At 73.7% G+C, this 25,504-nt stretch carries 30 protein-coding genes and 1 tRNA gene; 12 read left to right on the top strand and 19 right to left on the bottom strand.

All coding sequences use genetic code 11. From position 1 onward, the window contains the following. Window positions 1–6 precede the first annotated feature (6 nt). The 4 genes from J2X36_RS11625 (at window position 7) to J2X36_RS11610 (ending at window position 2,002) form a co-directional block, all read left to right on the top strand. Window positions 7–477 (top strand): low molecular weight protein-tyrosine-phosphatase, encoded by a 471-nt coding sequence (locus tag J2X36_RS11625; protein ID WP_132255764.1) that lies wholly within the window; start codon window positions 7–9, stop codon window positions 475–477. Continuing rightward, window positions 474–1,295 carry a fructosamine kinase family protein gene (locus tag J2X36_RS11620; protein ID WP_310349820.1) on the top strand — a complete coding sequence of 274 codons (822 nt, stop codon included), beginning with the start codon at window positions 474–476 and terminating at the stop codon, window positions 1,293–1,295. The genes J2X36_RS11625 and J2X36_RS11620 overlap by 4 nt, the downstream gene beginning before the upstream one ends. Window positions 1,296–1,376: 81 nt before the next feature. Then, window positions 1,377–1,568, top strand: coding sequence for a hypothetical protein (locus J2X36_RS11615; RefSeq protein WP_132255763.1), 192 nt, complete (start codon window positions 1,377–1,379; stop codon window positions 1,566–1,568). 113 nt (window positions 1,569–1,681) lie between these two features. Beyond that, window positions 1,682–2,002 (top strand): hypothetical protein, encoded by a 321-nt coding sequence (locus J2X36_RS11610; RefSeq protein ID WP_310349818.1) that lies wholly within the window; start codon window positions 1,682–1,684, stop codon window positions 2,000–2,002. 148 nt (window positions 2,003–2,150) lie between these two features. Here J2X36_RS11610 and J2X36_RS11605 read toward each other — a convergent pair whose 3' ends face one another. The 7 genes from J2X36_RS11605 to J2X36_RS11575 all read right to left on the bottom strand — a co-directional run bounded on the left by J2X36_RS11605 (window position 2,151) and on the right by J2X36_RS11575 (window position 9,216). After that, a complete protein-coding gene (locus J2X36_RS11605; protein ID WP_132255761.1) occupies window positions 2,151–2,399 on the bottom strand; it encodes a transcriptional regulator in 249 nt (82 codons plus the stop codon). Window positions 2,400–2,529: 130 nt separating this feature from the next. After that, window positions 2,530–2,937: a hypothetical protein gene (locus J2X36_RS11600; protein WP_310349816.1), complete on the bottom strand. Its 408-nt coding sequence runs from the start codon at window positions 2,935–2,937 to the stop codon at window positions 2,530–2,532. A 270-nt stretch (window positions 2,938–3,207) separates the two neighbouring features. Continuing rightward, a complete protein-coding gene (locus J2X36_RS11595) occupies window positions 3,208–4,581 on the bottom strand; it encodes a TAXI family TRAP transporter solute-binding subunit (protein WP_310349814.1) in 1,374 nt (457 codons plus the stop codon). A gap of 11 nt (window positions 4,582–4,592) precedes the next feature. Further along, entirely contained in the window at window positions 4,593–5,546 is a 954-nt protein-coding gene (locus tag J2X36_RS11590; protein ID WP_310349812.1) for a DMT family transporter, read from the bottom strand. 40 nt (window positions 5,547–5,586) lie between these two features. Then, window positions 5,587–6,858: an arsenic transporter gene (locus tag J2X36_RS11585; protein WP_165937936.1), complete on the bottom strand. Its 1,272-nt coding sequence runs from the start codon at window positions 6,856–6,858 to the stop codon at window positions 5,587–5,589. A 71-nt stretch (window positions 6,859–6,929) separates the two neighbouring features. Then, window positions 6,930–8,240, bottom strand: coding sequence for a metallophosphoesterase (locus J2X36_RS11580; RefSeq protein WP_310349810.1), 1,311 nt, complete (start codon window positions 8,238–8,240; stop codon window positions 6,930–6,932). Between the two features lie 268 nt (window positions 8,241–8,508). After that, window positions 8,509–9,216, bottom strand: a complete 708-nt coding sequence (locus tag J2X36_RS11575; protein WP_310349809.1) for a DNA-binding protein — start codon at window positions 9,214–9,216, stop codon at window positions 8,509–8,511. A gap of 169 nt (window positions 9,217–9,385) precedes the next feature. On the opposite strand from J2X36_RS11575, the gene J2X36_RS11570 reads away from it, so the two are divergent. The 5 genes from J2X36_RS11570 to J2X36_RS11550 all read left to right on the top strand — a co-directional run bounded on the left by J2X36_RS11570 (window position 9,386) and on the right by J2X36_RS11550 (window position 14,168). Continuing rightward, the gene (locus J2X36_RS11570) at window positions 9,386–10,054 is read left to right on the top strand and encodes a response regulator transcription factor (RefSeq protein ID WP_132255751.1); all 669 of its coding nucleotides are present in this window, start codon (window positions 9,386–9,388) and stop codon (window positions 10,052–10,054) included. Next, entirely contained in the window at window positions 10,051–11,439 is a 1,389-nt protein-coding gene (locus J2X36_RS11565; RefSeq protein WP_310349807.1) for a HAMP domain-containing sensor histidine kinase, read from the top strand. The genes J2X36_RS11570 and J2X36_RS11565 overlap by 4 nt, the downstream gene beginning before the upstream one ends. Before the next feature lie 161 nt (window positions 11,440–11,600). After that, entirely contained in the window at window positions 11,601–13,265 is a 1,665-nt protein-coding gene (locus tag J2X36_RS11560) for a Na/Pi cotransporter family protein (RefSeq protein ID WP_310349805.1), read from the top strand. A 169-nt stretch (window positions 13,266–13,434) separates the two neighbouring features. Beyond that, complete coding sequence (locus tag J2X36_RS11555) at window positions 13,435–13,662, top strand: hypothetical protein (RefSeq protein ID WP_310349803.1); 228 nt, start codon at window positions 13,435–13,437, stop codon at window positions 13,660–13,662. 173 nt (window positions 13,663–13,835) lie between these two features. Continuing rightward, window positions 13,836–14,168 carry a hypothetical protein gene (locus tag J2X36_RS11550; RefSeq protein ID WP_310349801.1) on the top strand — a complete coding sequence of 111 codons (333 nt, stop codon included), beginning with the start codon at window positions 13,836–13,838 and terminating at the stop codon, window positions 14,166–14,168. On the opposite strand, the gene J2X36_RS11545 is transcribed toward J2X36_RS11550, so the two are convergent. The 4 genes from J2X36_RS11545 to J2X36_RS11530 all read right to left on the bottom strand — a co-directional run bounded on the left by J2X36_RS11545 (window position 14,132) and on the right by J2X36_RS11530 (window position 15,890). Further along, window positions 14,132–14,374, bottom strand: coding sequence for a hypothetical protein (locus J2X36_RS11545; protein ID WP_310349799.1), 243 nt, complete (start codon window positions 14,372–14,374; stop codon window positions 14,132–14,134). The genes J2X36_RS11550 and J2X36_RS11545 overlap by 37 nt on opposite strands. A gap of 145 nt (window positions 14,375–14,519) precedes the next feature. Then, window positions 14,520–14,594: transfer RNA gene (locus J2X36_RS11540), tRNA-Gly, on the bottom strand. 119 nt (window positions 14,595–14,713) lie between these two features. Continuing rightward, complete coding sequence (locus J2X36_RS11535; RefSeq protein ID WP_310349797.1) at window positions 14,714–15,184, bottom strand: NUDIX domain-containing protein; 471 nt, start codon at window positions 15,182–15,184, stop codon at window positions 14,714–14,716. Window positions 15,185–15,191: 7 nt separating this feature from the next. After that, a complete protein-coding gene (locus tag J2X36_RS11530; RefSeq protein ID WP_310349795.1) occupies window positions 15,192–15,890 on the bottom strand; it encodes a fumarylacetoacetate hydrolase family protein in 699 nt (232 codons plus the stop codon). A gap of 165 nt (window positions 15,891–16,055) precedes the next feature. Between J2X36_RS11530 and J2X36_RS11525 the strand changes: the two genes are divergently transcribed. The 3 genes from J2X36_RS11525 to J2X36_RS11515 all read left to right on the top strand — a co-directional run bounded on the left by J2X36_RS11525 (window position 16,056) and on the right by J2X36_RS11515 (window position 19,412). Then, window positions 16,056–17,522 carry an FAD-binding oxidoreductase gene (locus J2X36_RS11525; RefSeq protein WP_310349844.1) on the top strand — a complete coding sequence of 489 codons (1,467 nt, stop codon included), beginning with the start codon at window positions 16,056–16,058 and terminating at the stop codon, window positions 17,520–17,522. Between the two features lie 273 nt (window positions 17,523–17,795). Then, window positions 17,796–18,089: a DUF2218 domain-containing protein gene (locus tag J2X36_RS11520; protein ID WP_132255744.1), complete on the top strand. Its 294-nt coding sequence runs from the start codon at window positions 17,796–17,798 to the stop codon at window positions 18,087–18,089. A gap of 60 nt (window positions 18,090–18,149) precedes the next feature. After that, window positions 18,150–19,412, top strand: coding sequence for an aminopeptidase (locus J2X36_RS11515; RefSeq protein WP_132255743.1), 1,263 nt, complete (start codon window positions 18,150–18,152; stop codon window positions 19,410–19,412). Between the two features lie 11 nt (window positions 19,413–19,423). Here J2X36_RS11515 and J2X36_RS11510 read toward each other — a convergent pair whose 3' ends face one another. From J2X36_RS11510 to J2X36_RS11475, 8 genes are all read right to left on the bottom strand, one after another. Further along, window positions 19,424–20,182: a DUF1223 domain-containing protein gene (locus tag J2X36_RS11510; RefSeq protein ID WP_310349791.1), complete on the bottom strand. Its 759-nt coding sequence runs from the start codon at window positions 20,180–20,182 to the stop codon at window positions 19,424–19,426. A 1-nt stretch (window position 20,183) separates the two neighbouring features. Then, entirely contained in the window at window positions 20,184–21,209 is a 1,026-nt protein-coding gene (locus tag J2X36_RS11505) for a lipid A biosynthesis lauroyl acyltransferase (RefSeq protein ID WP_310349790.1), read from the bottom strand. A 93-nt stretch (window positions 21,210–21,302) separates the two neighbouring features. Continuing rightward, a complete protein-coding gene (locus J2X36_RS11500) occupies window positions 21,303–22,325 on the bottom strand; it encodes a zinc-binding dehydrogenase (protein WP_310349842.1) in 1,023 nt (340 codons plus the stop codon). After that, window positions 22,325–22,717, bottom strand: coding sequence for a type II toxin-antitoxin system PemK/MazF family toxin (locus tag J2X36_RS11495; protein ID WP_310349789.1), 393 nt, complete (start codon window positions 22,715–22,717; stop codon window positions 22,325–22,327). Before J2X36_RS11495 ends, J2X36_RS11500 begins: the two co-directional genes overlap by 1 nt. Then, window positions 22,704–23,057 carry a hypothetical protein gene (locus tag J2X36_RS11490; protein ID WP_132255635.1) on the bottom strand — a complete coding sequence of 118 codons (354 nt, stop codon included), beginning with the start codon at window positions 23,055–23,057 and terminating at the stop codon, window positions 22,704–22,706. Before J2X36_RS11490 ends, J2X36_RS11495 begins: the two co-directional genes overlap by 14 nt. A gap of 53 nt (window positions 23,058–23,110) precedes the next feature. Beyond that, window positions 23,111–23,395, bottom strand: a complete 285-nt coding sequence (locus J2X36_RS11485) for an SH3 domain-containing protein (RefSeq protein WP_132255634.1) — start codon at window positions 23,393–23,395, stop codon at window positions 23,111–23,113. 8 nt (window positions 23,396–23,403) lie between these two features. Continuing rightward, window positions 23,404–24,198 (bottom strand): SDR family oxidoreductase, encoded by a 795-nt coding sequence (locus J2X36_RS11480; RefSeq protein ID WP_310349785.1) that lies wholly within the window; start codon window positions 24,196–24,198, stop codon window positions 23,404–23,406. Then, window positions 24,195–25,478, bottom strand: a complete 1,284-nt coding sequence (locus tag J2X36_RS11475; protein WP_310349783.1) for a beta-ketoacyl-ACP synthase — start codon at window positions 25,476–25,478, stop codon at window positions 24,195–24,197. The genes J2X36_RS11480 and J2X36_RS11475 overlap by 4 nt, the downstream gene beginning before the upstream one ends. Window positions 25,479–25,504 lie beyond the last annotated feature (26 nt).

Below are 25,504 nucleotides of genomic sequence, written 5' to 3'. Positions count from 1 at the left end.
CGCCCCATGAAGGCCCGTCGGCCCGCCATCCTGTTCGTCTGCCTCGGCAACATCTGCCGCTCCCCGCTGGCGGAGGCCGCCTTCCGCGCCGAGGCGGCGCGGGCCGGGCTCGACGCGGAGGCGGATTCCGCCGGGACCGGCGACTGGCACGTCGGCAAGCCGCCGGACCGGCGCGCCCAGGCGGTGGCGCGGCGCCACGGGGCCGACATTTCCGGCTACCGGGCGCGGCAGGTGGGCGCGGAGGATTTCGCGCGCTTCACGCACGTCGTCGCCCTCGACCCGGACAATCTCGCGGCGCTGGAGCGGATGCGGCCGGACGGGGGCGCCGCGCTCTCGCTCCTCCTCGACCACGTCCCGGGGCGGGCCGGCGAGGCCGTGGCCGATCCCTATTACGAGGCGGACGCGGCCTTCGACGTCGCCTGGGCCGATGTGAGCGCGGGGGCGCGCGCCCTCGTGGCGCGGCTCGCGCGGCGGTGACCGGGCTCGCCGAGATCGGGGCGGACCTCCTCGGCGGCCGGCTTGCCGGGACGCGGGCGATGAATGGCGGCCAGCTCTCGCGCCTCGTCGGCATCGTCCTCGCGGACGGGCGCGAGGCCGTCGTGAAGGACGGGCCGGACCCGCTCGCGGAGGCGGCGATGCTGCGGGCCATCGCGGCGAGCGGGGCGCCCGCCCCCCGCATCCTCGCCGCGGATGCGCGCGCCCTCGTGATGGAGCGCCTGCCGGCGGATGCGGGCTCCGGCGCGGATGCGGGCTCCGGCGCGGATGCGGATCTCGGCCGCGCCGTGGCGAGGCTCCACGCCGCGACGGGGGCGCGCTACGGCTGGGACCGGGACTACGCCTTCGGCCCCGTCGCGATCCCGAACGGCGCGAGCGCGGACTGGCCCGCCTTCTTCGCCGAGCGCCGCCTCGCCCCCCACCTGCCCCATCTCGAGCCCGGCCTCGCCCGCCGGGTCGAGGCGCTCGCCGCCGCCCTGCCCGCGCGGCTGCCCGCGCGCCCGCGCCCGGCCCTGCTCCACGGCGACCTCTGGAGCGGCAACGTGCTCCGGCACGGCGCCCGCGTCACCGGCCTGATCGACCCGGCCTGCCATTACGGGCATGCGGAGGTCGACCTCGCCATGCTGGCCCTGTTCGGCGGCCCCGGCCCCGCCTTCCGCGCGGCCTACGGCCCGGCCGAGCCGGGCTTCGCGGAGCGGGTGCCGATCTACCAGCTCTGGCCGGCCCTGGTGCATCTGCGGCTGTTCGGATCCGGCTACCGGAGCCTCGTGGAGGCGCGGCTCGCGGCGGCCGGAGCCTGAATCCGGCTCTGTGAACCCGCGCACAGTCCGCGGCCCCGTCCTGCGCTTCACTGCCCGTCTCGCACAGGCACAGGTGACGCCATGTCCAACGCCCACGCCCAGCTCATCGCCGCCCTCCGCCTCCTCGTCGCCGCGGGCGACGACCCGCGGGCGCTCGTCGACCGGGCCATCGAGGACATCGAGGCCGAGGCGCCCGGGCGCCGGCCCGCCTCCGAGGCGCCGGGACCCTACGCGCCGCACGCGTGGTCGATCTACGCCGAGCGCGCGCATTGACGGCGCCGCCGATCCGCCGCGCGAGGCCCGCGACCGAACGCTCCCCGCTCCGCGGGCGTTAGCTCAGGGCCGCCCCGCGAGGCGGCCCCGAGAAGACGCGAGAGGAGATCCCGATGAGGACGTTTGCGATCGCCGTCGCCGGCACCCTGATCCTCGGCAGCGCCGCCTGGGCGGCGGACAATACCGGCCCATCCGGCGGGTCGGGCCGCGCGCCCGGTCACGAGATGGGCAAGCAGGACGGCAAGATGCAGGGGCCGCCGAACGCCGCGGGCTACAAGCGCGACGACGCGACCGGCTCGACGGGCACGGCCGGCTCGACGGGCACGGCCGGCTCGACGGGAATGAGCCGCTCGGGCACCTCGAACAGCACCGGCGCGACCGATGCGGGCTCCGGCGCGTCGGCCGGCGCGCGGGGCGGGTCCGGAAGCCGCTGATCCCGGCAGGCCCGGAGCGATCCGGGCCTTTCACCCGATCCTTGCACCTCAGCCTTGCACCCGAGCCTTTCACGCGAGCCCTGCACCCTAGTTTTTCACCTCACGGTTTCACTGGGGCCGTTCGCCCAGCAGGCCCCGTTCGCGCGCCTCAGGCCGCGGGCCGGGGATGGGCGCGCAGGCCGAGGAGGTCCGCCACCCTCTCGACCTCCCGGATGTCGGCGACGGGCTCGCCCGCCTCGAGGGCCCTGACGATGTCGGGCTCGACATCGGCCAGCCGCGCCAGGTCCCCGACGGCGAGGGCGAGCCGCCGGCGGGCGGCGCGGACCACGTCGGGCGAGAGGTTCGGGCTGAGAGGGAGGTTCCGGATGGACGCCATCCGGCGGGTACGGTCGCGCACGCGCCCCGGTTTCGCGGCCGCACGAAAAATCCTAGATTGCGGCACGCCAACACGAACTCGCAGGAGTTGCTTCCTGGCATGAAGAAGCCCGCCGCGGCCGGGGGCCGGGCGGGCTGCGGTGCGGGTCGCCTCAGTAGCCGTAATAGTACGGGTACGGGCGCCGGTAGCGGTAGCCGTAGGGGCCGCCATCATACCCCACCGGCGCGTAGCCGTAGGCCGGGTACCCGTAGCCGTAGGCGGGATAGCCGTAGCCGAGGCCGTAGCCCGCCGCGAGGCCGAGCCCCAGGCCGAGACCGACGCCGCCGTAGCCGAAGCCGCGCCGGTAGCCGTAACCGCCGCGGAAGCCGCCGTAGCGGGCGCCGACGAAGCCGCCGCGGTATCCGCCGAAGCCGCCGCGATATCCACCGAAGCCGCCGCGATATCCGCCGAAACCGCCGTGGAAGCCCGGGCCGCCGAACGGCCGCGCATCGGCGCTGACCGGCGCGAAGGCGAGAGCGGCCGCGAGAGCCGAGGAGGCGAGAGCGAAACGTTTGACCAAGATCATCTCCAAATCAACGATGAGCCTGCTTAACGCCTCGTAATCGTTCCATGTTCTCTCGCCCCGGGGTGCAAAATTGACGCAGAAATTTATCCGAATGTTTCTCTTGGTAGATTGATACGGGAGAGCTGATCTTTCCGCGCCAATCGGCTGTTGGGCTGTGCAGTCCGCGGCCGCCGCGCGGGCCGCTCTCGACCTGCGAATGCTCCGGCGAGGCCCCGGCTGCCGAGGCCCTTAGCCGGGCGCAGGGTGTCGGGGGCCTTCGCGCCCCTACCGGCCGGCCGCGCCGCGCCGCGCCGCGCCGCGCCGGCCGTCCGCCAGCGTCGACCGCGCCGTCTCGATGGCGATGGACACGGCCGACATCGTGCGGGCGTCGGGCTCGCGCGCGCGGGCGAAGCGCACGGCGTCGGCCGCGAGGGCGTCGACCTCCGCCGTGAGGGCCTCGATCTGCGCCGGATCCCGGGCGGCGCGGGCGAGCCCGATCACCTCGATCAGCCGGTCCACGATCTCGTCGATGCGCTCCCGGCGCAGCCCGGCCAGGCGCTGGCGGATCCAGGCCAGGACCGAGACGAGGCCGCCGGCCAGCGCGCCGAGGAGGTAGAGCGTGTCGCCGTAGCGGTCGACGAGGCCGTGCTGCTCGCGCTCGTAATAGTCGATCGCGCCGGGATGGATCGGGATGCGCGCGCTCGTGGCCGCCGCCGTCGTGTCGTAGGCCGGGGCCTGGACGTACTCGGCGGCGTCCGTCGCCCGTGCGGCGGCGGTGCGCTTCTCGAAGAGCTGCTGGGTCACGTCGGCCGCCACGACGCGGCTCAAGGAGGCGCGCGCCATCAGCCGGTAGGAGGCGCCGACCGTCTTGACGTCGTCGGCCGGCAGCTTCGGGTCGCCCCCGAACAGGCCGCCCGGCACGGTCACCGACTGGAGCCGGGGGAAGCGCTCGATCACGGCCCCGTCATCCTCGACCGCGACGAACTCGACCCGGCCGTTGCGGGCGACCGAGCGCACGGCCCCGACGAGGGCGAGGGCCTTGGGGGCGGAGGGCGCGATGATGCTGACGAAGGCGTCGATGCGCCGCTCCCGGAAGGCGGCGGCGACCGCCTCCTGGTTGACGGGGACGAGGTGGACGGCCCGCTCGCGCGAGGCGGCGCCCCCCGCCTCCGCCGTCTCCAGGGCGAGGCCGTAATAGCCGAGGATGTTGCGCAGCAGCGAGAGGTCGGCGTCCCGGTGCGCGGCGATGCCGAGCCGCTTGCCGGCGAGCTTCGGGAAGCCCTTGACGGGGGCTTGGTCCGGCGAGGCGATGACCATCGCCTGGTCGCGCAGGATGGCGAGGGTCAGCCCGTTCGTCGGCAGCAGCACGTCGGGCCGGACCACGGCGAGGTCGGCGCGGCCGTCCTGCAGCGCGGCGGCGCTCTCGCGCACGTCGTCGAAGGGCAGGATCCTCAGGCGGACGCCCTCGCCCCCGGCCTCGAGGGCGTCGGCATAGGCCTTGATCAGCTCCGGCTCGGTCCCGTCGCGCGGGGCGACCGCGATCGTCAGCACCGTCGCCTGCAGCAGGTACCAGGCCGCGCCCGCGCCCGCCGCCAGGGCGATGGCCGCCGCGAGGAGGAGCGTCTCCTTGCGCAGGAGCCAGGCGAGCCCGGTCCGCATCGCCCCGGCCCTCAGACCAGGGAGATGAGGACGATGCCCGCCACCATCAGGGCGGCCCCGCCGAGGCGCCGGGGGCCCGCCCGCACCTGCCGCATGCCGAGCCAGCCGAAATGGTCGAGCGCCACCGAGGTCAGGAGGTTGGCGGTGATCAGGAGGCCGTTGAAGGCGCCCGCGCCGACCGTGTCCACGAACAGGAGGCCGGCGAACACCGCCACGGCGCCGGTCAGGCCGGCGAGCGGCATCCACCAGCGCATCCCGGACACGTCCTCCCGCGTCGGCAGCGGCGCCGGGCGGATCAGGAATACGAAGGCGAAGGCGAAGACCACGGGCAGGAAGGACACGGTCGCCGCGAGCCAGGGGTTGACGAGGGCGCCGCGCAGCTGCGCGTTCCAGACGACGCCGATGGCCTGGAGGGCGCCCGCGACGACGATGAAGGGATAGAGGAGCTTCGGGTCGAGGCCGTGGCCCGCGCCCCGCTCCTGGCCCTGCTCTCGGCCCCTCTCCTGGCCCGCCTCCGGCGCGACGCGGGCGATGAAGGACACGCCGACGGCCATCAGCAGCCCGCCGAGCCAGGGCATCGGCTTGAAGCCGGCGGCCGGCAGCCCGAACAGGCCGAGGGCGTCCATCGCGAGCGAGGTCAGGATGTTGGCCGTCAGCGTCAGCCCGTTGAACGGCCCGGCCCCGACCTTGTCGACGAGGGCGAGGCCGCCGAACACCGCCACCGCGCCGGCCGCGCCGCCGAGCGGCGCGTACCAGGGCATCCGGCCGAGGGTGTCGAGGCCGGGCAGCGGCACCGGCATCACGAGGAACAGCGTCGCGAAGACGAAGACGATCGGCAGGAACGAGACCATGGCGGCCAGGAACGGGTTGACGAGGCGCCCGCGCAACTGGGCGTTCATGGAATTGCCGAGCGCCTGGAGGGCGCCCGCCACGAGGATGAAGGGGTAGAGCAGGGCTGCGTTCACGGCGGGCGCGCCTCCGGGCCGGGCAGGGATCAGGCGGGGATCAGGCGAGGATCAGGGCCGCGAGCGCCAGGGCGAGGGCCGGCGGCATCACGACGAGCCCGAGCTTCAGGAAGGCCCAGGCCGACACGTCCTCGCCCTCGCGCCGGATCGCGGTGAGCCAGAGGATCGTCGCCAGCGAGCCCGTCACCGACAGGTTCGGCCCGAGGTCGACCCCGATCAGGATCGCGCCCGCCACCGTCTGGGGGACCCCGGCGGCCTGGACGGAGGCGCCCGCGAGCAGGCCGGCCGGCAGGTTGTTCACGAGGTTCGAGCCGAGGGCGACGAGGGCGCCGCCGGCCCAGGCGGTGGCGGCGGGGTCGCCCTGCGCGGCGCGCTTCAGGAGGTCGGCGAGCATCCGCAGGATGCCCGTCTTCTCCAGGGCCTCGACGAGGACGAAGAGCCCGGCCACCAGCGGCAGCACGCTCCAGGACACGTCCCTCACGACCGCGACGAGGCCGCCGCGGTTGATCAGCAGGACGAGGAGCGTGGTGGCGAGGCCCGCGACGAAGGTCGGCAGGCCGAGGTCGATCCCGGCCGCCGAGGCGCCGATCAGCGCCGCGCCGGTGGCGACGATGCCCGCGCCCGCGAGCCGGCCGCCGAGCCGGAGGGCCGGCGTCTCGACCTCGGTCGCGACCCTCTGCCCGCGCAGCCGGGCGTTCTGCGTCAGGCGGAGCGCGACGTAGGTCGCCGTGATCGCCAGGATCGAGGGCAGCGTGAAGGTCGCGAGCCACTGGCCCAGCGGCGGCATGTGCTCGGCGAAGACCACGAGGTTGGCCGGGTTCGAGATCGGCAGCACGAAGCTCGCCGCGTTGGCGATGAAGGCGCAGATGAACAGGTAGGGCAGCGGCTCCTCGACGCCGGCCGCCTTGGTCGCGGCGAAGACGGCCGGCGTCAGCACGACGGCGCAGGCGTCGTTCGACAGGAAGACCGTCACCACCGTGCCCACGACGTAGACGAGCAGGAACAGCCGCGTCGCCGAGCCCTTCGCGGCCCGCACCGCGTGGGCGGCGAGCCAGTCGAACAGGCCCTCCTTCCGGGCGATCTCCGAGAGCAGCATCATGCCCACGAGGAACAGGTAGACGTCCGTGCCCTTGGCGACGCCTTCCAGCGCCACCTGCCAGGGCATCAGGCCGAGCACGACGAGGAGGAGCGCCCCCGTCACCGCCCAGATCGCCTCCGGCCAGGAGAAGGGTCGCAGGATCACGCCGAGCGTCGCCAGGGCGGCGATGGTCCAGGTCGCGAGGTTGAGGGGAAGCCCCAGGGCGGCAGCCACGATCGTCGTCTCTCGTCGTCAGGGTGGGGACGGCCGGTTAGCACCGGCGGCGGGGTTCGGGCAGGCGCCCCTCACCATTTGCGGCCGGCCCGGTTGGGGCCGAGCTGGTCGCCGCGCACGCCCTTGGCGAGCCAGGGGCCGATCCGGAAGGCGTCGCTTCCCGGCCTGAGCGGCAGGGCCGGCTCCTCCGGGGGCGCCGTGTCCCGGGTCCCTGCCGGGAGGGGCGGCGGCTCGATCGCGTCGGTGTCGACGAAGTCCGGCCCGTGCCCGGGCCAGCGGGGATCCACCGCCTCGACCTGGAGGTTGCGCGCGCCGGCCGGCCACGCGATCCAGCCTTCGAAGCAGCGCGCCGAGACGCGGGCCATCGGGGTCCAGGCGCCCCGGTCGGCGCGGCAATGGCAGGAGGCGGGCTCCCGGTCGGAGAGGACGAGGGCGCGCACGCGGATCCGCCCGCGCGCGTCGCGGACGAGGCCGGCCGTCTCCTCGCTCGCCGGCCGCGCCGCGAGGCGCCGGTCGGCGGGGCTGGTGATGAGGACGAAGGGCGGCGCCCGGTCGAGCGCCCGGAAGCGCCAGCTCGTCACGGGGCCGTCGATGACCGCGACCGCGTAGCCGACCGAGCCGTCCTCGTTCTGGCCGACGGAGCGGGCCGCCGCGTAGAGGCTGCGCCCGTCATGGGCCAGCTCGTTGTAGTGGGTGTGGCCCATCTCCACGAGGCGTACGCGCCCGTTCCAGATCAGGCCGGCCACGTCGAGCCGCTCGTCCGGCTCGCGCAGGTCGTCCGGATAGGCGTGCATGAAGATCGCGCAGGGCCTGCCGGCCGCCGCCGCGGCGGTGATCTCCTCCGAGAGCCAGAGCGCCTGCGGCCGGCCGAGGCGGAAGTCGAGGCCGATGCCCTTGCGGCCGAAGCCGGCGCTGACGACGTCCACGAACAGGCAGCGCACGCCCGAGACCGTCTCGGCGGAGTAGAATTGCGCGACCTCCCGCTCGGCCTCGGGCTGCGGCAGGCGGTTGAGGACGGCCGCGTGGCCCCCGCCGCGCGGGCTTCCCGCGACCGCGCGGAACAGGTCGTGGAAGGCGTCGATCGAGCCGTGCTGGCGGTCGTGGTCGCCGGGGATCAGGCGGATGGGGAGATCCGGGTGGCGGGCGAGCGCCGCGCGCAGGATCGCGTATTGGCGCGCCGTCCCGTCCTCGGCGATGTCGCCGGGCAGGTAGACGAAGTCGAAGGCCGCCCGCGGCGCGAGCCCGGCGATCTGGTCGAGGATCGCGGCGAGGTCGCGCGCATTGGCCTCGCCCCGGCCCGTCAGGTGCAGGTCGCCGACATGCAGGACGACGAAGGGCTCGCCCCCGCCTCCCCGCGCGGCGCTCTCTCCGGGCGCCGCCATCTCAGGCGCCGCGCGCCCGCGCGGCCGGCGCGCGGCCCGTATTCCCCGGGCGGATGGTCTCAGCGTGCATCGGGCCGTGCTCCGTGACGAATCGTCCCCGTGGGGGGACGCGGCGGCGTCCCCGCGGGCCGCCGCCGCTCAAGTTTCACTACTGGTTGAGGTTCCTGGATAATCCATCACGAACCAGTGATGATGCGAAAGGGACTGAATAAGCTCTCGCCAGTTGCGAGTTTCGCAAGTCATCAACCTGTAGTTTTATGCGTCCGCCTCAGAGCAGCGGCCGCTCCCGGATGCGCCCGTCGAAGCCGACATGGAGCAGCCGCTCCCGCCCGTCCGGCCCCTTGGCCGCGACCTCCCAGTGACGCGGGCCGCGGCCCGTGATCCGCACGTCCCCGTAGCCGGCCTTCTCGACGCTGGCCGTCAGCGCCGGAACGTCCGGCCGCGGGCCGAGCCCGGCCTTGTCGCGGACCCAGTCGAGGCTGCCGGGCGGCGGGCCGCCGGCCCGGCCGAAGAGGACGGGCGTGCCGTCCGCGCGGGTGATGAGCGCGGCGTGCAGGAAGCCCGTCTCGAACCGGCCCTGGACGGTGACGGTCTCGCCCTTGGCGACCAGCGTGCCGTCCTCGCCCGCGCGCCCGGTCTCGACGAGCGCCCGGCCGGTGCCGTCCTGGAGGACGAACTTGTTGCCGAAGATCTCGGCGACCTCGCCCCTGACCGCGATGGCCCCTGACGGGGCGAGGTCCGAGATGGCGCCCGGCGCGACCGGGGTGGGCGCGACCGCCGGCCCGGGCTGGGCCAGGGAGAGGCCCACGGCGCCGAGGGCGAGCGGCGCGGCGATGGCGCCGACCACGAGGCCGCGGCGGTGCCGGCGCCGCAGGTCCGGGCTCTGCTTCGGGCTCTGCTCCGGGCTCTGCGCCGCGCTCGGCGCGGGGCTCGGGACCGGCCGGGCCGTGCCGTCGATGATCGTCTCGTCGCTCATGATGTCCTGTCCTGAAGCGCGTTGCCCCTGTCGGGATGCCGGGTTTCTAGGACGGGGGCCGAAACTCACGCTGAACCGCTTCGTTCAGGTTCGGTTAAACGGCGCCGGCTAGGCGCGCCCCTGTGACGGACGGTCCTCGCATGAGGATCCTGCGATCGAGGATCCCGCGATGAAGATCCTGCTGGTGGAGGACGACGCGGCCCTCGCCGCTGAACTGGCCCGGGCGCTGCGCGCGGAGGGCTTCGCGCTCGATCTCGCCCGCAACGGCGTCGATGCCGGCCATCTCGGCGAGACGGAGGCCTACGACGCGGTCGTGCTCGATCTCGGCCTGCCCGGGCGCGACGGCGTCTCGGTGCTCAGGGGCTGGCGCGAGGCGGGCCGCACGATGCCCGTCCTCGTCCTGACGGCCCGCGACGGCTGGAGCGACAAGGTCTCCGGCTTCAAGGCCGGCGCCGACGACTACCTCGTGAAGCCGGTCCGGGTGGAGGAGCTCGTGATGCGGCTGCGCGCCCTGGTGCGCCGCGCCCAGGCCGGGGGCGCGCCCCGCGTGATCTGCGGCCCCCTCGCCTTCGACGCGGGCCTGGGCACCTTCGAGCATCACGGGCTGCCCCTGCGGCTGACCGGGCTCGAATGGCGGGTGCTGTGCGCCCTCATCCTGCGCAAGGAGGCCGTGGTGCCGCGCGCCCAGCTCATCGAGCGGGTCTATGACGGGGATGCCGAGGTGGATTCGAACTCGGTCGAGGTCATCATCACGCGCCTGCGCCGCAAGATCGCGCCCGCCGCCATCGAGACCGTGCGCGGCCTCGGCTACCGGCTGATGCCGGCCGGCGCCCCGTGACCCTGCCCCCTCGCCCGCCTCGCCCGCCCGCGCCGCGGCGGTGGCTCGGCGGCCCGGGCTCGCTGCAGCGGCGCCTCCTGCTGGCGGCCGGGGCGTTCCTCGGCGTCGCCCTGATCGCGGCCGGCCTGTCGATCGGCTTCGTCCTCCACCGCTTCGTGCGCGGGCAGGTCGACGGCCGCCTCGACGACCGCCTCCTCTCCCTGGTCTCGGACCTGCGCCCCGGCCCCGGCGGCGCCCTCTCCCTCGGGCGCGACCGCGACGGCCCGCCCTTCGACCGGCCCCGTTCGGGCTGGTACTGGCAGGTCGGCCGCGGCGGCGCCCGGCTCGGCTCCGCCTCCCTGGAGGGGCGCGACCTGTCCCTGCCCGAGATCCCGCGCAGGCGCCGGGACGACGGGCCCGCCCCGGCGGACGGCACCGGCCCCTGGGGCGAGGGCCTGATCCTGCGCATCCTGACGGTGCCGGGCGCGGCGGGCGAGCCGCCCACGATCGTCGCCGCCTCCGCCCCGAAGGCCGCCCTGCGCGGGCCGGTTCTCGACGCTCTGCGCACGCTGGCCCTCTGCCTCGGCGTGATCGGCCTGTTCCTGTTCGCCGGCGTTCTCGTCCAGGTCCGCCTCGGGCTGCGCCCCCTGCGCCGGCTGCGCGATCAGCTCACCGAGATCCGCGCCGGCGCCCTCGCCCGGCTGCCGGAGCGGCAGCCGGCGGAGATCCGCCCCCTGGTCTGCGAGATGAACGCGCTCCTCGACCAGAACGCGGCCAACCTGGAGCACGCGCGCGCCCACGTCGCCAACCTCGCCCATAGCCTGAAGACGCCGCTCGCGACCCTGTCGATGGCGCTGAACGATGCGGGCTCCGGCCGGGACGGCTCCCTCGCGCGCCTCGTCGACGGCATGGACCGGCGGGTCCGCCATCACCTGCGCCGGGCCCGGGCGGCGGCGATCGGGGGGCCGGCCCGGAGCCGGGTCGACCTCGCCGCGCACGTGGCCGATCTGCGCCTCGTCCTCACCCGCATCCATGCCGACCGGGACATCGCCTTCGCCTCGGAGATTCCCGACGGCCTCGGCGTCGCCTGCGACCCTCAGGATCTCGACGAGATGCTGGGGAACCTGATCGAGAATGCCTGCCAATGGTGCCGTCGCCGCGTCCGGGTCGAGGCGCGGCGCGCCGGCGCCGAGGTCGTCGTGCGGGTCGCCGATGACGGGCCGGGCCTCGACGGCGAGGCCGCGGAGGCCGTGCTGAAGCGGGGGCGGCGCCTCGACGAGAGCCAGCCCGGAAACGGCTTCGGGCTGCCCATCGCCCTGGAGCTCGCCGAGCTCTACGGCGGCTCCCTCGCGCTCGGCCCCTCCGACCTCGGCGGCCTCGAGGTGCGCCTCACCCTGCCGGCCTGACCGGGAGGCTCCCGGTTGCCGGGGCCGCACGGTTCGGTGCAAGCTGTGTTAGCTGGCTAATCAGCCGGCCCGGCCTCCTTCCGTCGCAGCGCGACGCGGGCGGGACCGGACGTCTCGGCTGCCGGGCGCCGCGCGCCCCGCTGAAGGGAGGGCGCTGACGCATGGGCGTCTCGTTCACGCTGATCGACCTCGCGGGCGCCATCGCGCTGCTCCTGTGGGGCACGCACATGGTGCAGACAGGCATCCAGCGCGCCTTCGGCGCGAATCTGCGCGCCATCCTCGGCAGCGCCCTGCGCAACCGCGCCTCGGCCTTCCTCGCCGGGATCGGCGTCACGGCGCTGCTCCAGAGCAGCACCGCGACCGGGCTGATGATCGCCGGCTTCGCGGCCGGCGGCCTGGTCGAGCTGGTGCCGGCGCTCGCGGTGATGCTCGGGGCGAATGTCGGCACGACCATCATCGTCCAGGCCCTCTCCTTCGACGTGGCCGCCCTCTCGCCCGCCCTCATCCTGCTCGGCGTGATGCTGTTCCGGCGCGATTCCAGCACGCGGGCGCACGACCTGGGGCGGGTCTTCATCGGCCTCGGGCTGATGCTGCTCGCCCTCCACCAGCTCCTCGCCCTGATGGAGGCCTACGAGGATGCGCCGGCCCTGCGCCTCCTCCTCAGGACCGTCTCCGCGACGCCCCTGCTCGACGTCTGCCTCGCCGCGGCCCTCACCTGGGCGGCCCATTCCAGCGTCGCGGTCGTGCTCCTCGTGATGTCCCTGGCGTCGAAGGGCGTCATCGCGCCGGACGCGGCCTTCGCCCTGGTGCTCGGCGCGAATCTCGGCACCGCGATCAACCCGGTGCTCGAAGGGCCCTCGGGCGACGATCCGGCCGCCAGGCGCCTGCCCATCGGCAATTTCCTGACCCGCGTGACGGGCGTCCTCGCGGCGCTCGCGGCGCTCCCCCTCGTCGGCCCGCTCCTGACGCGGCTCGAGCCCGACCCCGCCCGCGCGGTGGCCGACTTCCACACCCTGTTCAACCTGACGCTGGCGGCGGCCTTCCTGCCCCTGCTGACGCCCTACGCCGCCCTGCTCCGGCGCTGGCTGCCGCAGCGCGTCGACCCGGCCGATCCCGCGCGGCCGCTCTATCTCGACCCCGCCGCCCGGGAGACGCCGATCGTCGCCCTCGGGGCCGCCGCCCGCGAGGCCCTGCGCCTCGCCGACGTCCTCGGCGAGATGCTGAACGGCGCCCGGGCGGCGCTCGAGACGGGCGACCGGCGCCTCATCGCCGGGACGCGCCGCCTCGACGAGGTGCTCGACCACCTGAACACCGCCATCAAGGCCTATCTCACCTCCCTCGACCCCGACGAGCTCGGCGAGAGCGACCACCGGCGCCTCAACGAGATCCTGGCCTTCGCGATGAACCTCGAACAGGCCGGCGACATCGTCGACCGCAACCTGCTGCCGCATGCGAGCAAGAAGCTGAAGCGCGGGCTGAGCTTCGCGAAGGAGGATCAGGCCGAGGTGATCGCGCTCATCGAGCGCCTGTCGGTCAACCTGCGGACGGCCGCGTCGCTGTTCGTCACCACCGACCTGCGCACGGCCCGCCTCCTCGCGGACGAGAAGGTGGCCTTCCGGGACGCGGAGGCGCAGGCCACGACGCAGCATGTCGAGCGCCTGCGCGACGGGCGCCTCGAGGCCGCCCAGACCAGCGCGCTCCACCTCGACCTGCTGCGGGACATCAAGCTGATCAACTCCCACCTCGTCGCCGCCGCGGCCTACCCGATGCTGGAGCGGAGCGGCGAGTTGCTGCCGAGCCGGATCTCGCGCCAGGACGCGTCCTGAGGCCCCGGCGGCGGTTGATCGCGATCAACGCCGCAGGGGCGCGAAACGTGATCGCTCGCTGCATCCCGTCACTGCGCGGTGCAGCCCCGCCGGCGCCGCCGAAAGTCACGCACCGCGCCGGAACCTAACCCAGGTTAAGGCCGATTCCGTCACGACGCGGAGGCGTATCGTGATGCGAACCCAGCCGGACAGGACCCTCGTCAGCGCGCGCGAGCGCGTGCGCGCGGCCCGGCATTCCTGGAGCGACACCACCGAGCGTCTGGCGCGCTCGCGGGAACGGCTGGCCCAGTCCCAAGCCCTGCTGAAGAGGACCGAGCGGCCGTTCCCCAGCGGCACCGCCCGCGTCGTCGAAGCCGGGCATCCGGTCAGCCCCTCAGGACTTGATTTCGCAGGGTGACGGGCTCGTGACGGCGGGGGCCCGGAGCCCGAGCGGCCCGGGCGGGAGCGGTCGCGGGACCGGCTCCGCAGCCGAAGGGCTGCGCCGCGGCAGGATCATTCGGCAATCCGCTAGGGAGCATCTCGCAGAAAAGTGCGTTCCAAAAAAACGCAAACTCGACCTATGTACGGTCTATGACACTGCTCGTCGTCGCGCAGACGGATGGCCGCCCGATCCGCGAGGTCTTCGTGACCGTCGGGGACGCCCTCGCGCGGGCTCTGGAACTCAGCGACGCGCGCTGTGCCGTGCAGATCCGGGAGCCGGATGGCCGCCACTACGTGCCCGAGGAATTCGCCCGCAAATGGCAGGTTTCCTGGGCGAGCAGCCGGTCGGCGCGCGGAGACAAGCCGCCGCGGAATTCCGGTCCGGCTCCGGCCCTGGCACGGGGCGCCGCCCTCGGCGTGCCCGGCCTCTCGATCCGGACGCCGTTCTACGCGCCGGGCGTCCAGTCGATCTTCGGCCGCTGAGCCAGGATCCGGTCGAAGTACTCGGCCACGGCCTGCGCGCCGCCGGCGTGCATCATGGCGACCGGGTGCGCGAGATAGGCCCGCGCGAGATCGACGGGAATCTCACCGGCCTGGAGCGCGGCGAGCACCTCGTCGATGAAGGCGTCGTTGGCCTCGTTGAAGTCGTTCGAGAGCTTCTTGCGGTCGTTGAGCGCCTTGATGGGCATCCCGGATCTCCGACTGGGTTTGGCGTCCTTCCGGACCCTGAGGCATCGGGCACGAACGCGACGATGGACACGGACCGCGTACCGACCGGAAACGACTAAGGCCGCCCGAAGGCGGCCTTTAAGTCATTCGGTCGGTTGGGAAATTTGGAGCGGGCGAAGGGATTCGAACCCTCGACCCCAACCTTGGCAAGGTTGTGCTCTACCCCTGAGCTACACCCGCTCGCTGCCTGGCGCTTCGGAGCCGGTGGCCCCGGCGGCGCCGGACGGCGTCTCTAAACACCATTCCGCCGGGTGTTGCAAGCGCTGAGTTTCGCCGGCTTGGCGGAAAGCGCGGCCGCCTCACCAGAGGGCGGCGGGGGGCGTGCCGTCACGGATCTCGCCGAGCCGCGCGCGGGTCGCCCGCGTCGTGCCCTCGGGCAGCGCGTCGAGGGGGAAGAAGCCGCAGGCCGCGATCTCGCGGTCGGGCGCCTTCTCCCGCTCCACCGTGAAGGCGGGGGCGACGAAGAGGGCGACGTGGTCGCGCCCCGCGGCCGCCGCGTTCCGGTAGAGCCCGTGCAGGCGCAGGGCCACCGCCGGATCGGGCCGGATCTCGGCCTCCTCCCGGAACTCGCGCAGCATCGCGTCGAGCGCCGTCTCGCCCGGCTCGACGCCGCCGCCCGGCAGGTGCCAGCCCGCGATGTAGGTGTGGCGCACGAGGCAGACCCGGCCCGACGCGTCGATCGCCGCGCCGCGGACGCCGAGGGTCATGCCGCGGGTGGCGAGCGCACCGAGGTGGAACAGGCGCCGCAGGAGCGGCCGATCGAGGAGCATGCCGCCGTCAGACCACCCGGAGGGCGATCTCGCCGAGACCCTCGACGCTGGCCCGCATGGTCTGCCCGCGCTCGACCGCGCCGACGCCCGCCGGCGTGCCCGTGAAGATCAGGTCCCCCGGCTGCAGCTCGAAATAGGTGGAGAGCAGCGAGACCTGCTCGGCGACCGACCAGATCATCTCAGACAGGTTGCCGGACTGGCGCGGCGCGCCGTCGACCGAGAGGCCGATCAGACCCTGGTCCGGGTGGCCCACGATCTCGGCCCGGTGCAGGGGCCCCATCGGGGCGGAGGCGTCCGCCGCCTTGCCGAGGTCCCAGGGGCGGGCCATGCGCTTGGCCTCGTCCTGGAGGTCGCGCCGGGTCATGTCGAGGCCGATCGCGTAGCCGTAGACGTGGTCGAGGGCGCTCTCGACCGGAATGTCGCGACCGCCCTTCCCGATGGCGGCCACCATCTCGACCTCGAAATGATACTTGCCCGTGCGCGGCGGATAGGGGTGATCCGTCGGCTCCGGGCCGGCCGCCACCTGCACCGCGTCGGCGGGTTTCATGAAGAAGAAGGGCGGCTCGCGCTCGGGGTCGGCTCCCATCTCGCGGGCATGGGCCTCGTAGTTGCGGCCCACGCAGTAGAGGCGCCGCACCGGGAACTGGTCCTCGCTGCCGACGATCGGCAGGGTGATGCGCGGCGGGTTCGGGATGACGGAGAGCATGGACATCGCCTCGTGAGCTTCGGCCGGCCCCGCATGCCATCCTGCAAAGAGCCGGCCGTGCCGCTATCTAAGGCATCCTGCGCCGAAGTGTCCCGCTGCGGCGAGAAGATTGACGCGCCCCGGATCCGGGTCCGCATCGAGCCCGCCCCGGACGCCGCCGACGCCATGACCGAGCCCGCCCCCGCCCTCGCCGAACCTCCGGCCGACGCCCTCCTCGGCCGCCTGCGCGCGCGGCTCGGGACCCGGCACGTGCTGACGGAGGACGAGGACGTCGCGCCGCACCTCCGGGAAGCGCGCGGGCTCTATCGCGGCCGGGCGCTCGCCGTCCTGCGCCCGGCCGACACCGCCGAGGTCGCCTTCGCGGTCCGGGCCTGCGCCGAGGCCCGCGTGCCGGTCGTGGCCCAGGGCGGCAATACCGGGCTCGTCGGGGGCGGCGTGCCGCACGGGGGCGTCGTGCTCTCCCTGGCGCGCCTGTCCCGTATCCGCGACGTCGACCCCGTCAACGCGACGATGACCGTGGAGGCCGGCGCCATCCTCGCCGACGTGCAGGCGGCCGCCGAGGCGGCCGGGATGCTGTTCCCCCTCTCGCTCGCGGCGGAGGGGTCCTGCCGGATCGGCGGCAACCTCGCGACGAATGCCGGCGGCACGGCCGTGCTCGCCTACGGCAACGCCCGCGACCTCGTGCTCGGCCTCGAGGTGGTGCTGGCGGACGGGCGGGTCTGGAACGGGCTCAAGGCGCTGCGCAAGAACAACGCGGGCTACGACCTCAAGCACCTGTTCGTGGGCTCCGAGGGCACCCTCGGCATCATCACCGCGGCGGTGCTCAAGCTGTTTCCCCGCCCCGCCTCCCGGGCGGTCGGCTTCGTCGGCCTTGCCTCGCCGCGCGCGGCGCTCTCCCTGTTCGAGCGCCTGCGCCGTGCGGCCGGGCCGGACCTGACCGCCTTTGAGGTGATGCCGCGCTTCGGCCTCGCGATCGTGCTGCGCCACGTCCCGGGCGCGCAGCGCCCGCTCGCTGATGAGCACGACACCTACGCCCTCGTCGAGTTCGCGAGCCCGCGGCCCGAAGCCGACATGGCGGCCGAACTGGAGGCGGCCCTCGCGGCGGCGCTCGAGGAGGGCCTCGCCGAGGACGCGACGATCGGGACGAGCGAGGCGCGGAACGCCGCCCTCTGGCGCCTGCGCGAGAGCCTGCCCGAGGCGCAGACGCGCGAGGGCGGCTCGATCAAGCACGACGTCTCGGTGCCGCTCTCGAAGCTGCCCGAGTTCCTGGACCGGGCGGTGGCCGCCTGCTGCGCCGCGATGCCGGGCCTGCGCCCCTGCCCCTTCGGCCATTTCGGCGACGGCAACATCCATTTCAACCTCAGCCAGCCCGAGGGCATGGACAAGGCGGCCTTCCTCGCCGAATGGACCCGCTTCAACCGGATCGTTCACGATGTGGTGCGCGATCTCGACGGATCGATCGCCGCCGAGCACGGCGTCGGCCTGATCAAGCGCGACGAACTGCAGCATTACGGCGACCCGGTCGGCCTCGACCTGATGCGCCGTCTCAAGGGCGCCCTCGACCCACACGACATCCTCAACCCCGGCAAGGTCGTGGCGCTCTCGGACGACCCGCCTCCCGCCCTCCCCTGAGGGGGCCGCACGCTCCCGCCTTGGAGGAATGGGGGATTGTGCGATGCAACAATTCGGGTCAGGATCGCGTTCTGCATTGCGCCATGGCCGGGCTCGCACCCGGCGTCGGGGCGGTCGCGGATCGGAGCGGCGGGACCTTGCGTTATCGGACCCTTAACGGCTTCGGCGGGATTCTCGGGAGTGCGGTGCCGCGCCCGCGCGGCGCCCCGTCCGCCCGAACCGCGCCGCGCCTCCGCCGCTTCGCCCGACCGATCGAGACGAGGAGTTGAGACGATGCCCACCTCACAGGCCCGGGTTCCCACCGCGGAGGCGAGCCGTTACCTGCAGCAGCTCTGCCGGCACTGGAGCCATAAGTTCCCGGTCGAGAGCACGCCCTCCCACGGGCGGGTCCCCTTCGGCGAGGATCGCGTCTGCATCTTCGACGCGGAGCCCGACGCCCTGGTGATGCGCGTCGCCACCGCCGACCCGGGCGGGCTGACGCGCTTGGAGAACGTCGTCTCCGACCACCTCCTGCGCTTCGCCTTCCGCGAGCATCTGGGCGAGATCACCTGGTCGCGCGCCGCTTGATTCCGGCGCCCGCGCACCGATCTTGGCGCTCAGCGACGTGAGCGCGGCGGAGGGTAGCGGATGACGGTTCAGGCGCAGATCGGCCCGGCGGGCCTGCCCTTCGCGGAGCGGCTCGACCGGCTGGCCGAGGTCGCGGTCCGTGTCGGGCTCAACCTGCAGCCCGGCCAGGAACTCGTGATGACGGCGCCCCTCGACGCGGTGCCCCTCGCCCGGGCGATCACGGTCCAGGCCTACAAGGCCGGCGCCTCCCTCGTGACCACCCTTCTCGGCGACGACGCGGCGACGCTGGCCCGCTTCGCCCACGCCCCGGACGCCGCCTTCGACACGGCCGCGGGCTGGCTCTACGGCGGCATGGCGGAGGCCTTCCGCAACGGGGCCGCCCGCCTCGCCATCAGCGGCGACGATCCCTCGCTGCTCGCCGGACAGGATCCCGAGAAGGTGGCGCGCGCCAACCGGGCTCGCTCAAAGGCCTACGTGCCGGCCCTCGAACTCATCGCCAACTTCGCGACGAACTGGACGATCGTCTCGGCCGCGACCCCGGCCTGGGCCCGCACCGTCTTCCCCGACCTGCCGGAGGAGGCGGCGATCGCCCGCCTGTGGGACGCGATCTTCGCGGCCTCCCGCGTCGACGTGCCGGACCCGGTGGCGGCCTGGACGGCCCACAACGCGGATCTCGCCACCCGAACGGCGTGGCTGAACGGGCAGCGCTTCGCCGCGCTCCGCTTCCGCGGCCCCGGCACCGACCTGATTGTGGGCCTCGCCGACGACCACGAATGGTGCGGCGGCGCCTCGACCTCGCGCAGCGGCATCCTGTGCAACGCCAACATCCCGACCGAGGAGGTCTTCACCACGCCCCACCGGGCGCGGGTGGACGGCCATGTGGCCAGCACGAAACCCCTCTCCTACCAGGGCACCCTGATCGACGGCATCCGCGTGCGCTTCGAGGGCGGCCGGATCGTCGAGTCGACGGCCCGGACCGGCGCCGAGGTGCTCGCCCGGGTGCTCGACACCGACGAGGGCGCCGCCCGCCTCGGCGAGGTCGCCCTGGTGCCGGCGAGTTCCGCGATCTCGGCTTCCGGCCTCCTGTTCTACAACACCCTCTACGACGAGAACGCGGCGAGCCACATCGCGCTCGGCCAAGCCTACAGCAAGTGCTTCCGCGGCGGCGGCGCGAGCTTCAGCGAGGCGGACCTCGCCGAGCGCGGCGCCAACCGCTCCCTGATCCACATCGACTGGATGATCGGCTCGGCCGAGATCGACGTGGACGGCATCGCGCCGGACGGCCGCGCGGTGCCGGTGATGCGCCGGGGCGAGTGGGTCTAGGGCTTAGGCCCTCACAGCCCCGGCCCCTTCGCCGCGCCCCAGATCCGTCCCGGCTGCCCGCCCAGGGCCCCCTGGACGAGGATGGCGTAGCTGTCCGCCTCGCCGACCTGGATGGCCGAGCGGGGCGCCTCGAAGCGGGCGGCCTGGCCGGTCCAGGCGCCGAGGCGGTAGAGCCCGCGCACCACGTTCACGTAGGTCGCGACCCGGCCCCGGTTCTCGCCGCGCTCGACCGCCACGGCGCGGCTGCGCAGGAGGGGGACGAGCCAGACGTCGGCCCGGCCCGGCGGGTTCGGGTCGGCGCCGACCTCGACGACGATTCGGTCGCCCTGCTCCTCGGTGCGGACCGGCACCCGGAGGCCCCCCGCCCGCGTCTCCTGCATGATCGTCTCGATGCCGGCCCGGTTCGCCCCGGCGAGCGCGGCGCCGCCATTGATCACGAGGGCCGGGGTGTAGATCCGGACCTCGCCGTGGGCCGTGGCGTAGGCGCGCTGGCGGTCGGTGAAGAGGCTGTGGCCGAGCGTGTCCTTCCAGCCGAGGTAATCCCAGTAGGTCACGGGAAAGGTCAGGGCGAGGAGGCCGGGGCGGCGGGCGAGGTCGCCGAACAGGTGCTCGGCGGGCGGGCAGACGGCGCAGCCCTGGCTCGTGTAGAGTTCGAGGACGGCGCGGAGCGGCTCGGCGGCCGCCGGCAGGCAGCCCGCGAGCAGGCCCGGAATCAGGCTGGCCAGGAGCGCCGCGATCCGAGCACGCGGCCGGGTTGCATCCGACATCATCTCATGAGAGCGCGGGTGCGGAAGGCTGGGAAGTCACGTTGGCTTGAGCGGCGTCGCCCCCGGGGGCCGCCTCCGGCATGCCCCGCGGCTGCTTCGGCTTGGGCAGCATGGAGGGGCGCCAGCGCCGGTGCATCCAGAGCCACTGCCCCGGCTCCTCGCGCACCCATTCCTCCAGCACCCGGGTCATCGCCTGCATGGCGCCCTGCACGTCGATGGCGCCGCTCGCGTCGCGGGGCAGGTCGAGGGGCGGGGTCAGTTCCAGGCGGAAGCGTACGCCCTCCCGCCGCACCACGCGGGCCCCGTGGACCGGGCACTCGTAGTGCCGGGCGAGCTTGGCGAGCAGTGGGTTGACGAGGCAGGGCCGCCCGAAGAACTCCACCACCACGCCGCGGGTGAAGTGCTGGTCGATCAGCTGACCGAGATGGCCGCCCCGCTCCACCACGCCCTGCATGGCGAAGGCGGCGCCGGGGCCGGACGCGGCGAGGCCGCCCATCGTGGCGCGGCGCACCTCCTGAACGAGGCGGGCGGCGGCCGGGTTGTTCGGCGGCCGGAACACGGCGGTCGTCTCGAGCCCGAACTTCTGGGCGCAGATCGCGGGCAGTTCCCAGTTCGCGAGGTGCGAGGCGAAGACGAGGCCGGGCCGGCCATCGTCCCGCAGGGCGTAGAAATGGTCGATCCCCTCGACCTCCATCCGCTGCGTCGCCGGGTCGGCCGGGTCGTAGTCGAACAGCCGGTCGAGATGGGCGTATTCCGCGCCCGTGCGGCCGAGATTCTCCCAGGCGTCGCGGGCGATCCGCCGGAGCTCTGCCTCGTCGCGCCCGGGGAAGGCGGCGCGCAGGTTCGCCAGCGCCGTGCGGTGGGCGGGCAGCCGGGGGCCGATCAGCCGGAACAGCGCCCCGCCGATGGCGCTCGCCCGCTCCGGCCCGAGGGCGCGGGCGAGCAGGAAGAGCCCCCGGATCAGGGGGATCATGGCGAGCCCGGCCATCCGGGGCAGGTGCCGGTTCAGCATGAAGGCGAGGCGCAGCAACGGATCTCTCGTGGGGGCGGCGTCTCGGCAACGCGGGCGGGATGCGACCCGCTTAGAGGATTCCGGGCTGCAAGTGGAGTGGGGCTCGCCCGGTCACAAGGTCACGAGGATCTTGCCGAAGACCTTGCGCGATTCGAGCCGCTCTAGGCCCTGCCCGAAATCGGCGAGGGGGTAGACCGTGTCGATCACCGGCATGATCCCGTCGGCCATCTTGGAGAGCGACTCGCGGATGTTGCGGATCGAGCAGCCGAACGAGCCGGTGATGCGGTATTGCTGCTGGAAGAGCTGCATCAGGTTCATCGTGGTCGAGACGCCCGACGTCGAGCCGCAGGTCACGAGCCGGCCGCCGCGCTTCAGGCACAGGAGCGAGCCGTTCCAGGTGTCGGGGCCGACATGCTCGAACACGACGTCGACGCCCTTGCGCTTCGTCAGCCGCCGCACCTCGCCCTCGAAGCGCTCGGTCCGGTAGTTGACGACGTGGTCGGCCCCGAGCTCGGCGGCCTTCGCGCCCTTCTCGTCGTCGCCGACCGTCGTGAAGACGGTGCAGCCGATCGCCTTCGCCATCCTGATCGCGGCGGTGCCGATGCCGGAGCCGCCGGCATGGACGAGGATGCTCTCGCCGGGCTCCAGCCGCGCGTTGTCGAACAGCATGTGCTGCACCGTGCCGAAGGCGATCGGTGCGCAGGCGGCCTCGACGTGGCTCACGCCCGCCGGCACCTTGACGACGAGGCGGGCCGGCATCGTCACGAAGTCGCGGGCGAAGCCGTCGATGTGGAAGCCCATCACGCCGCCGACCTCCTCGCAGAGGTTGTCGCGGCCCTCCCGGCAGGCCCGGCAGCAGCCGCAGGTCTGCGCCCCATACATCACGACGGGCTCGCCCGCGGCGAAACCCTCCACGCCCTCGCCGATCTCCGCGATCTCGCCCGCGGCCTCGGCGCCGACGGTGAGCGGCAGCTTGCGCTTGGCGAAGGCCATGCCGCGAAAGCCCCAGACGTCGATGAAGTTGAGGCCGACCGCCCGGACCCGCACCCGGACCTCGCCGGGCCCCGGCGGTGGCGCATCCTCGACCTCGGTCAGGCGCAGGTCGCGGTCGCCGAAGAGCTGGAGGGCTTGCATCATCGTTCTTCCGGTTGCGCGCGCTCGGAGATGCCCCGAGCGACTGCCTCGGGGGCTCCGTACAGGATCGCGTCGAGGCGCGCACGCACGGCATCCCGGTCGGCCCCGCACAGGCGGCCGATCGGCCGGCCGATCTCGCCGAAGCCGAGCGTGAACAGCTTCCAGCGGACGACGGACCGGTGTTTCAGGCCCGCTGCCGCAAGATCGCTGATCGGATAGTCGCTCGGCCAGCGGCTCCCCGCGCCCGTGGTGATCATCGCCGCGATCAGGTGTCCGTGCGCGGCGTTGAACGCGCCGTCCGAGAGAACGAGGATCGGGCGCGGCTTGCGCTGGGGAATGTCGAGGAAGGGAAACAGGGCCGTCAGGACGTCGAAGCGGTCAAAGCTCATCATAGGCCGCCGCGTCCTCGGGACTGTTCCACTCGCTCAAGGTGGCGGAAAGGGACAGGAGATAGGGATCGACCGAGCCGGCTTCCGGCTCCACCGTGACCATCGCGCCGCGCCGCGCCACCAGGGTTCTCCAGAACGCCGCGTCGGCGGGTTCCGGCCGCACGCCCTCCGTCGGGCGCCCGTCGCGCCCATCGCGCATCTTGCGGAAACGGACGGGGCGGCCCTCGATGCGCAGGACGATCGCGTCGTCCGCCGGCAGGGTCCGGATCGTCCGCGCCAGTTCGGGGTCGCCCTCGATATGCCGGGCCCACAGCACATCGTCCCGGATGATCATCGTCGCCATCGCGCGGCCTCCGATCGATACCTACGCAGGGACGGGCCGGCCTTCAACATCCCTCACTCGGGTGCCAGATAGCGCCGCCGGGCCCAGCCCACGCTGCGGCCGAACTTGACGCGGCACCACGTGGTGCGGCTCGGCGTGTCGTTGGTGCAGCCGAAGCCGAGGAGACGGCGGCCGGCCGGGATCTCGCCGACGATCTCGGCGGCCGCGTCCGGCTCCGCGCGGATGCTCAGGGCCTCGCCGCGAGGCAGGCCGTCGACCCGGAACGGTTCCGGCTCGGCGCGGGCCGGCCCGGCAGCCAGCAGGGCGAGGGCGAGGGCCGGGAGGAGGCGGAGGCGCATCGTCGGTCTCAGGAGCGGTGCACGCCCATCATGGCGGTGAGCCCGCCGTCGACGGGCAGGACGGCGCCCGTGATATAGCCGGCCCCCTCCCCCATCAGGAAGGTCGCCAGTGCCGCAACCTCGGCGGGCTGCGCGAAGCGCCCGGCCGGGATCTGCCGCTCCATCCCCTCGCGGTGGGCGGCGTAGGGCGCCATCATGTCGGTGTCGATGAAGCCCGGCGCGATCACGTTGACGGTGACCCCGCGCTTGGCCGACTCGATCGCGAGCGTGCGGCAATACGAGATCAAGGCGCCCTTCGAGGCGGCATAGGCGGCGTTGCCGGCATTGGCCTGGAGCGCCGCCACCGAGCCGATCGCGACGATCCGGCCCCGGCGCACCCGGATCATGCCGCGCACCAGCGCCTTGGCGAGCCGCGTCAGCGACCAGAAATTGACCTGCATCGCGGCCTCGGCGCGGTCCTGCGCCAGCATCGCGGCGAGCGCGTCGGCCGATTGCCCGGCATTGTGGACGAGCCCGTGCCAGCTCTCGCCCTCGATCGCCTCGCAGAACGCGTCGAGGGCGGCGCGGTCCGAGAGGTCGAGGGCGTGGGCCGTGACGCGCCGGTCCGGGTGCGTGCGGCCGAGTTCGGAGAGAAGCGCCTCCGCCCTGTCGCCCGAGCTGCGGTAGGTGAAGGCGACGTCGTGGCCCGACGCCGCCAGCGCGCGCACGATCGCGGCGCCGAGCCCGGAGGCGCCGCCGGTGACGAGGACGCGGCCCGCTCCGCTCGCCCCGGCGCTCGGTCCGGTGCTCGGTCCGGTGCTCATGCGGGCTCCGAGCCGAGCACGAGGCAGGTGTTCTGCCCGCCGAAGCCGAAGGAGTTCGACAGCACCCGCTCCACCCGCGCGTCGCGGGCCTCGGCCACCACGTCCAGCGGAATGGCCGGGTCGGGCACCGCGTAGTTGATGGTCGGCGGGATGCGCCCGTTCCGGATCGTCAGCAGCGAGATCACCGCCTCGATGGCGCCCGCCGCCGTGAGCGTGTGGCCGATCATCGACTTGTTCGAGGAGATCGGCACGGCGCCCATGCGCTCGCCGAACACGGCCATGAGGCCCAGCGCCTCCATCTTGTCGTTCTCGGGCGTCGAGGTGCCGTGGGCGTTGATCGTGTCGATGCCGTCCGGCCCCACGCCCGCATCGTCGAGGGAGGCGCGGATCGCCGCGATGATCGGGGCGCCGTCCGGGCTCGAGCGGGTGCGGTGGAAGCCGTCCCCCTTCTCGCCGCAGCCGAGGACGTAGCCGAGGATCCGGGCGCCGCGGGCCTGGGCCGCCTCCGCATCCTCCAGCACGAGGGCGGCGGCGCCCTCGCCCATCACGAAGCCGTCGCGGTTCTTCGAGAAGGGCTTCGACGCCGCCTCCGGCACCGCGTTCTGGGTCGAGAGGGCGGAGAGGAGCGAGAAGCGGATCAGGGATTCGGGGTTCACCGAGCCGTCCGTGCCGATGCAGAGGGCGGCCGTCATCTCGCCCCGGCGGATCGCCTCGACGCCGAGCTGGATCGCGGTGGCACCCGACGAGCAGGCGGTCGAGAGCGAGATCGGCGAGCCCTTGGTGCCGAAGCGGTCCGCGATCCGGTCGGCCACGGTCCCGAAGATGAAGAGGTCGTGCCACGCGTCGAAGCGGCGGGTTGCGGCCGCCCGCTGCAGGCCCGCATAGGTCACCGCCTCGTTCCCGGCGCCGGCCTCGGCGAGCGCCTGCCGCTGCGGCCATTCCATCTCGACCGGCGGCACCGCGATGAAGAGCGCGCCCGGGAAATCGCCCGCGCGCCCGATTCCCGCCTGGGTGACCGCCTCCTCGGCGGCGGTGGCCGCGAAGCGCTCGGAGAGGGCGGGCGCCACCAGCGGGTCGGTGTCGAGGAAATCGACCGTGCCGGCGATGGTGGTGCGCAGGCCCTCGGTGGGGAACCGCGCGATCGCGTGGATGCCGGAGCGCCCGGCGGTCAGCGCCGCCCAGTTCTCGGCCTGGCCCTGCCCGAGGGAGGTGACGAGGCCGATGCCGGTGACGGCGACGAGGGGCCGGCCTCTCGCGTCGCGATGGGGGTGAGCTGTCATGGGGTCGTCTTACAGCAAGTCTCGCG

It is taken from the genome of Methylobacterium sp. BE186 (genome assembly GCF_031457035.1).
In the GTDB taxonomy this organism is placed as follows: Bacteria; Pseudomonadota; Alphaproteobacteria; order Rhizobiales; family Beijerinckiaceae; genus Methylobacterium; species Methylobacterium segetis.
The sequence above is the reverse complement of the archived record's forward strand: the minus strand, read 5'-3'. Positions and strand labels throughout refer to the sequence as shown.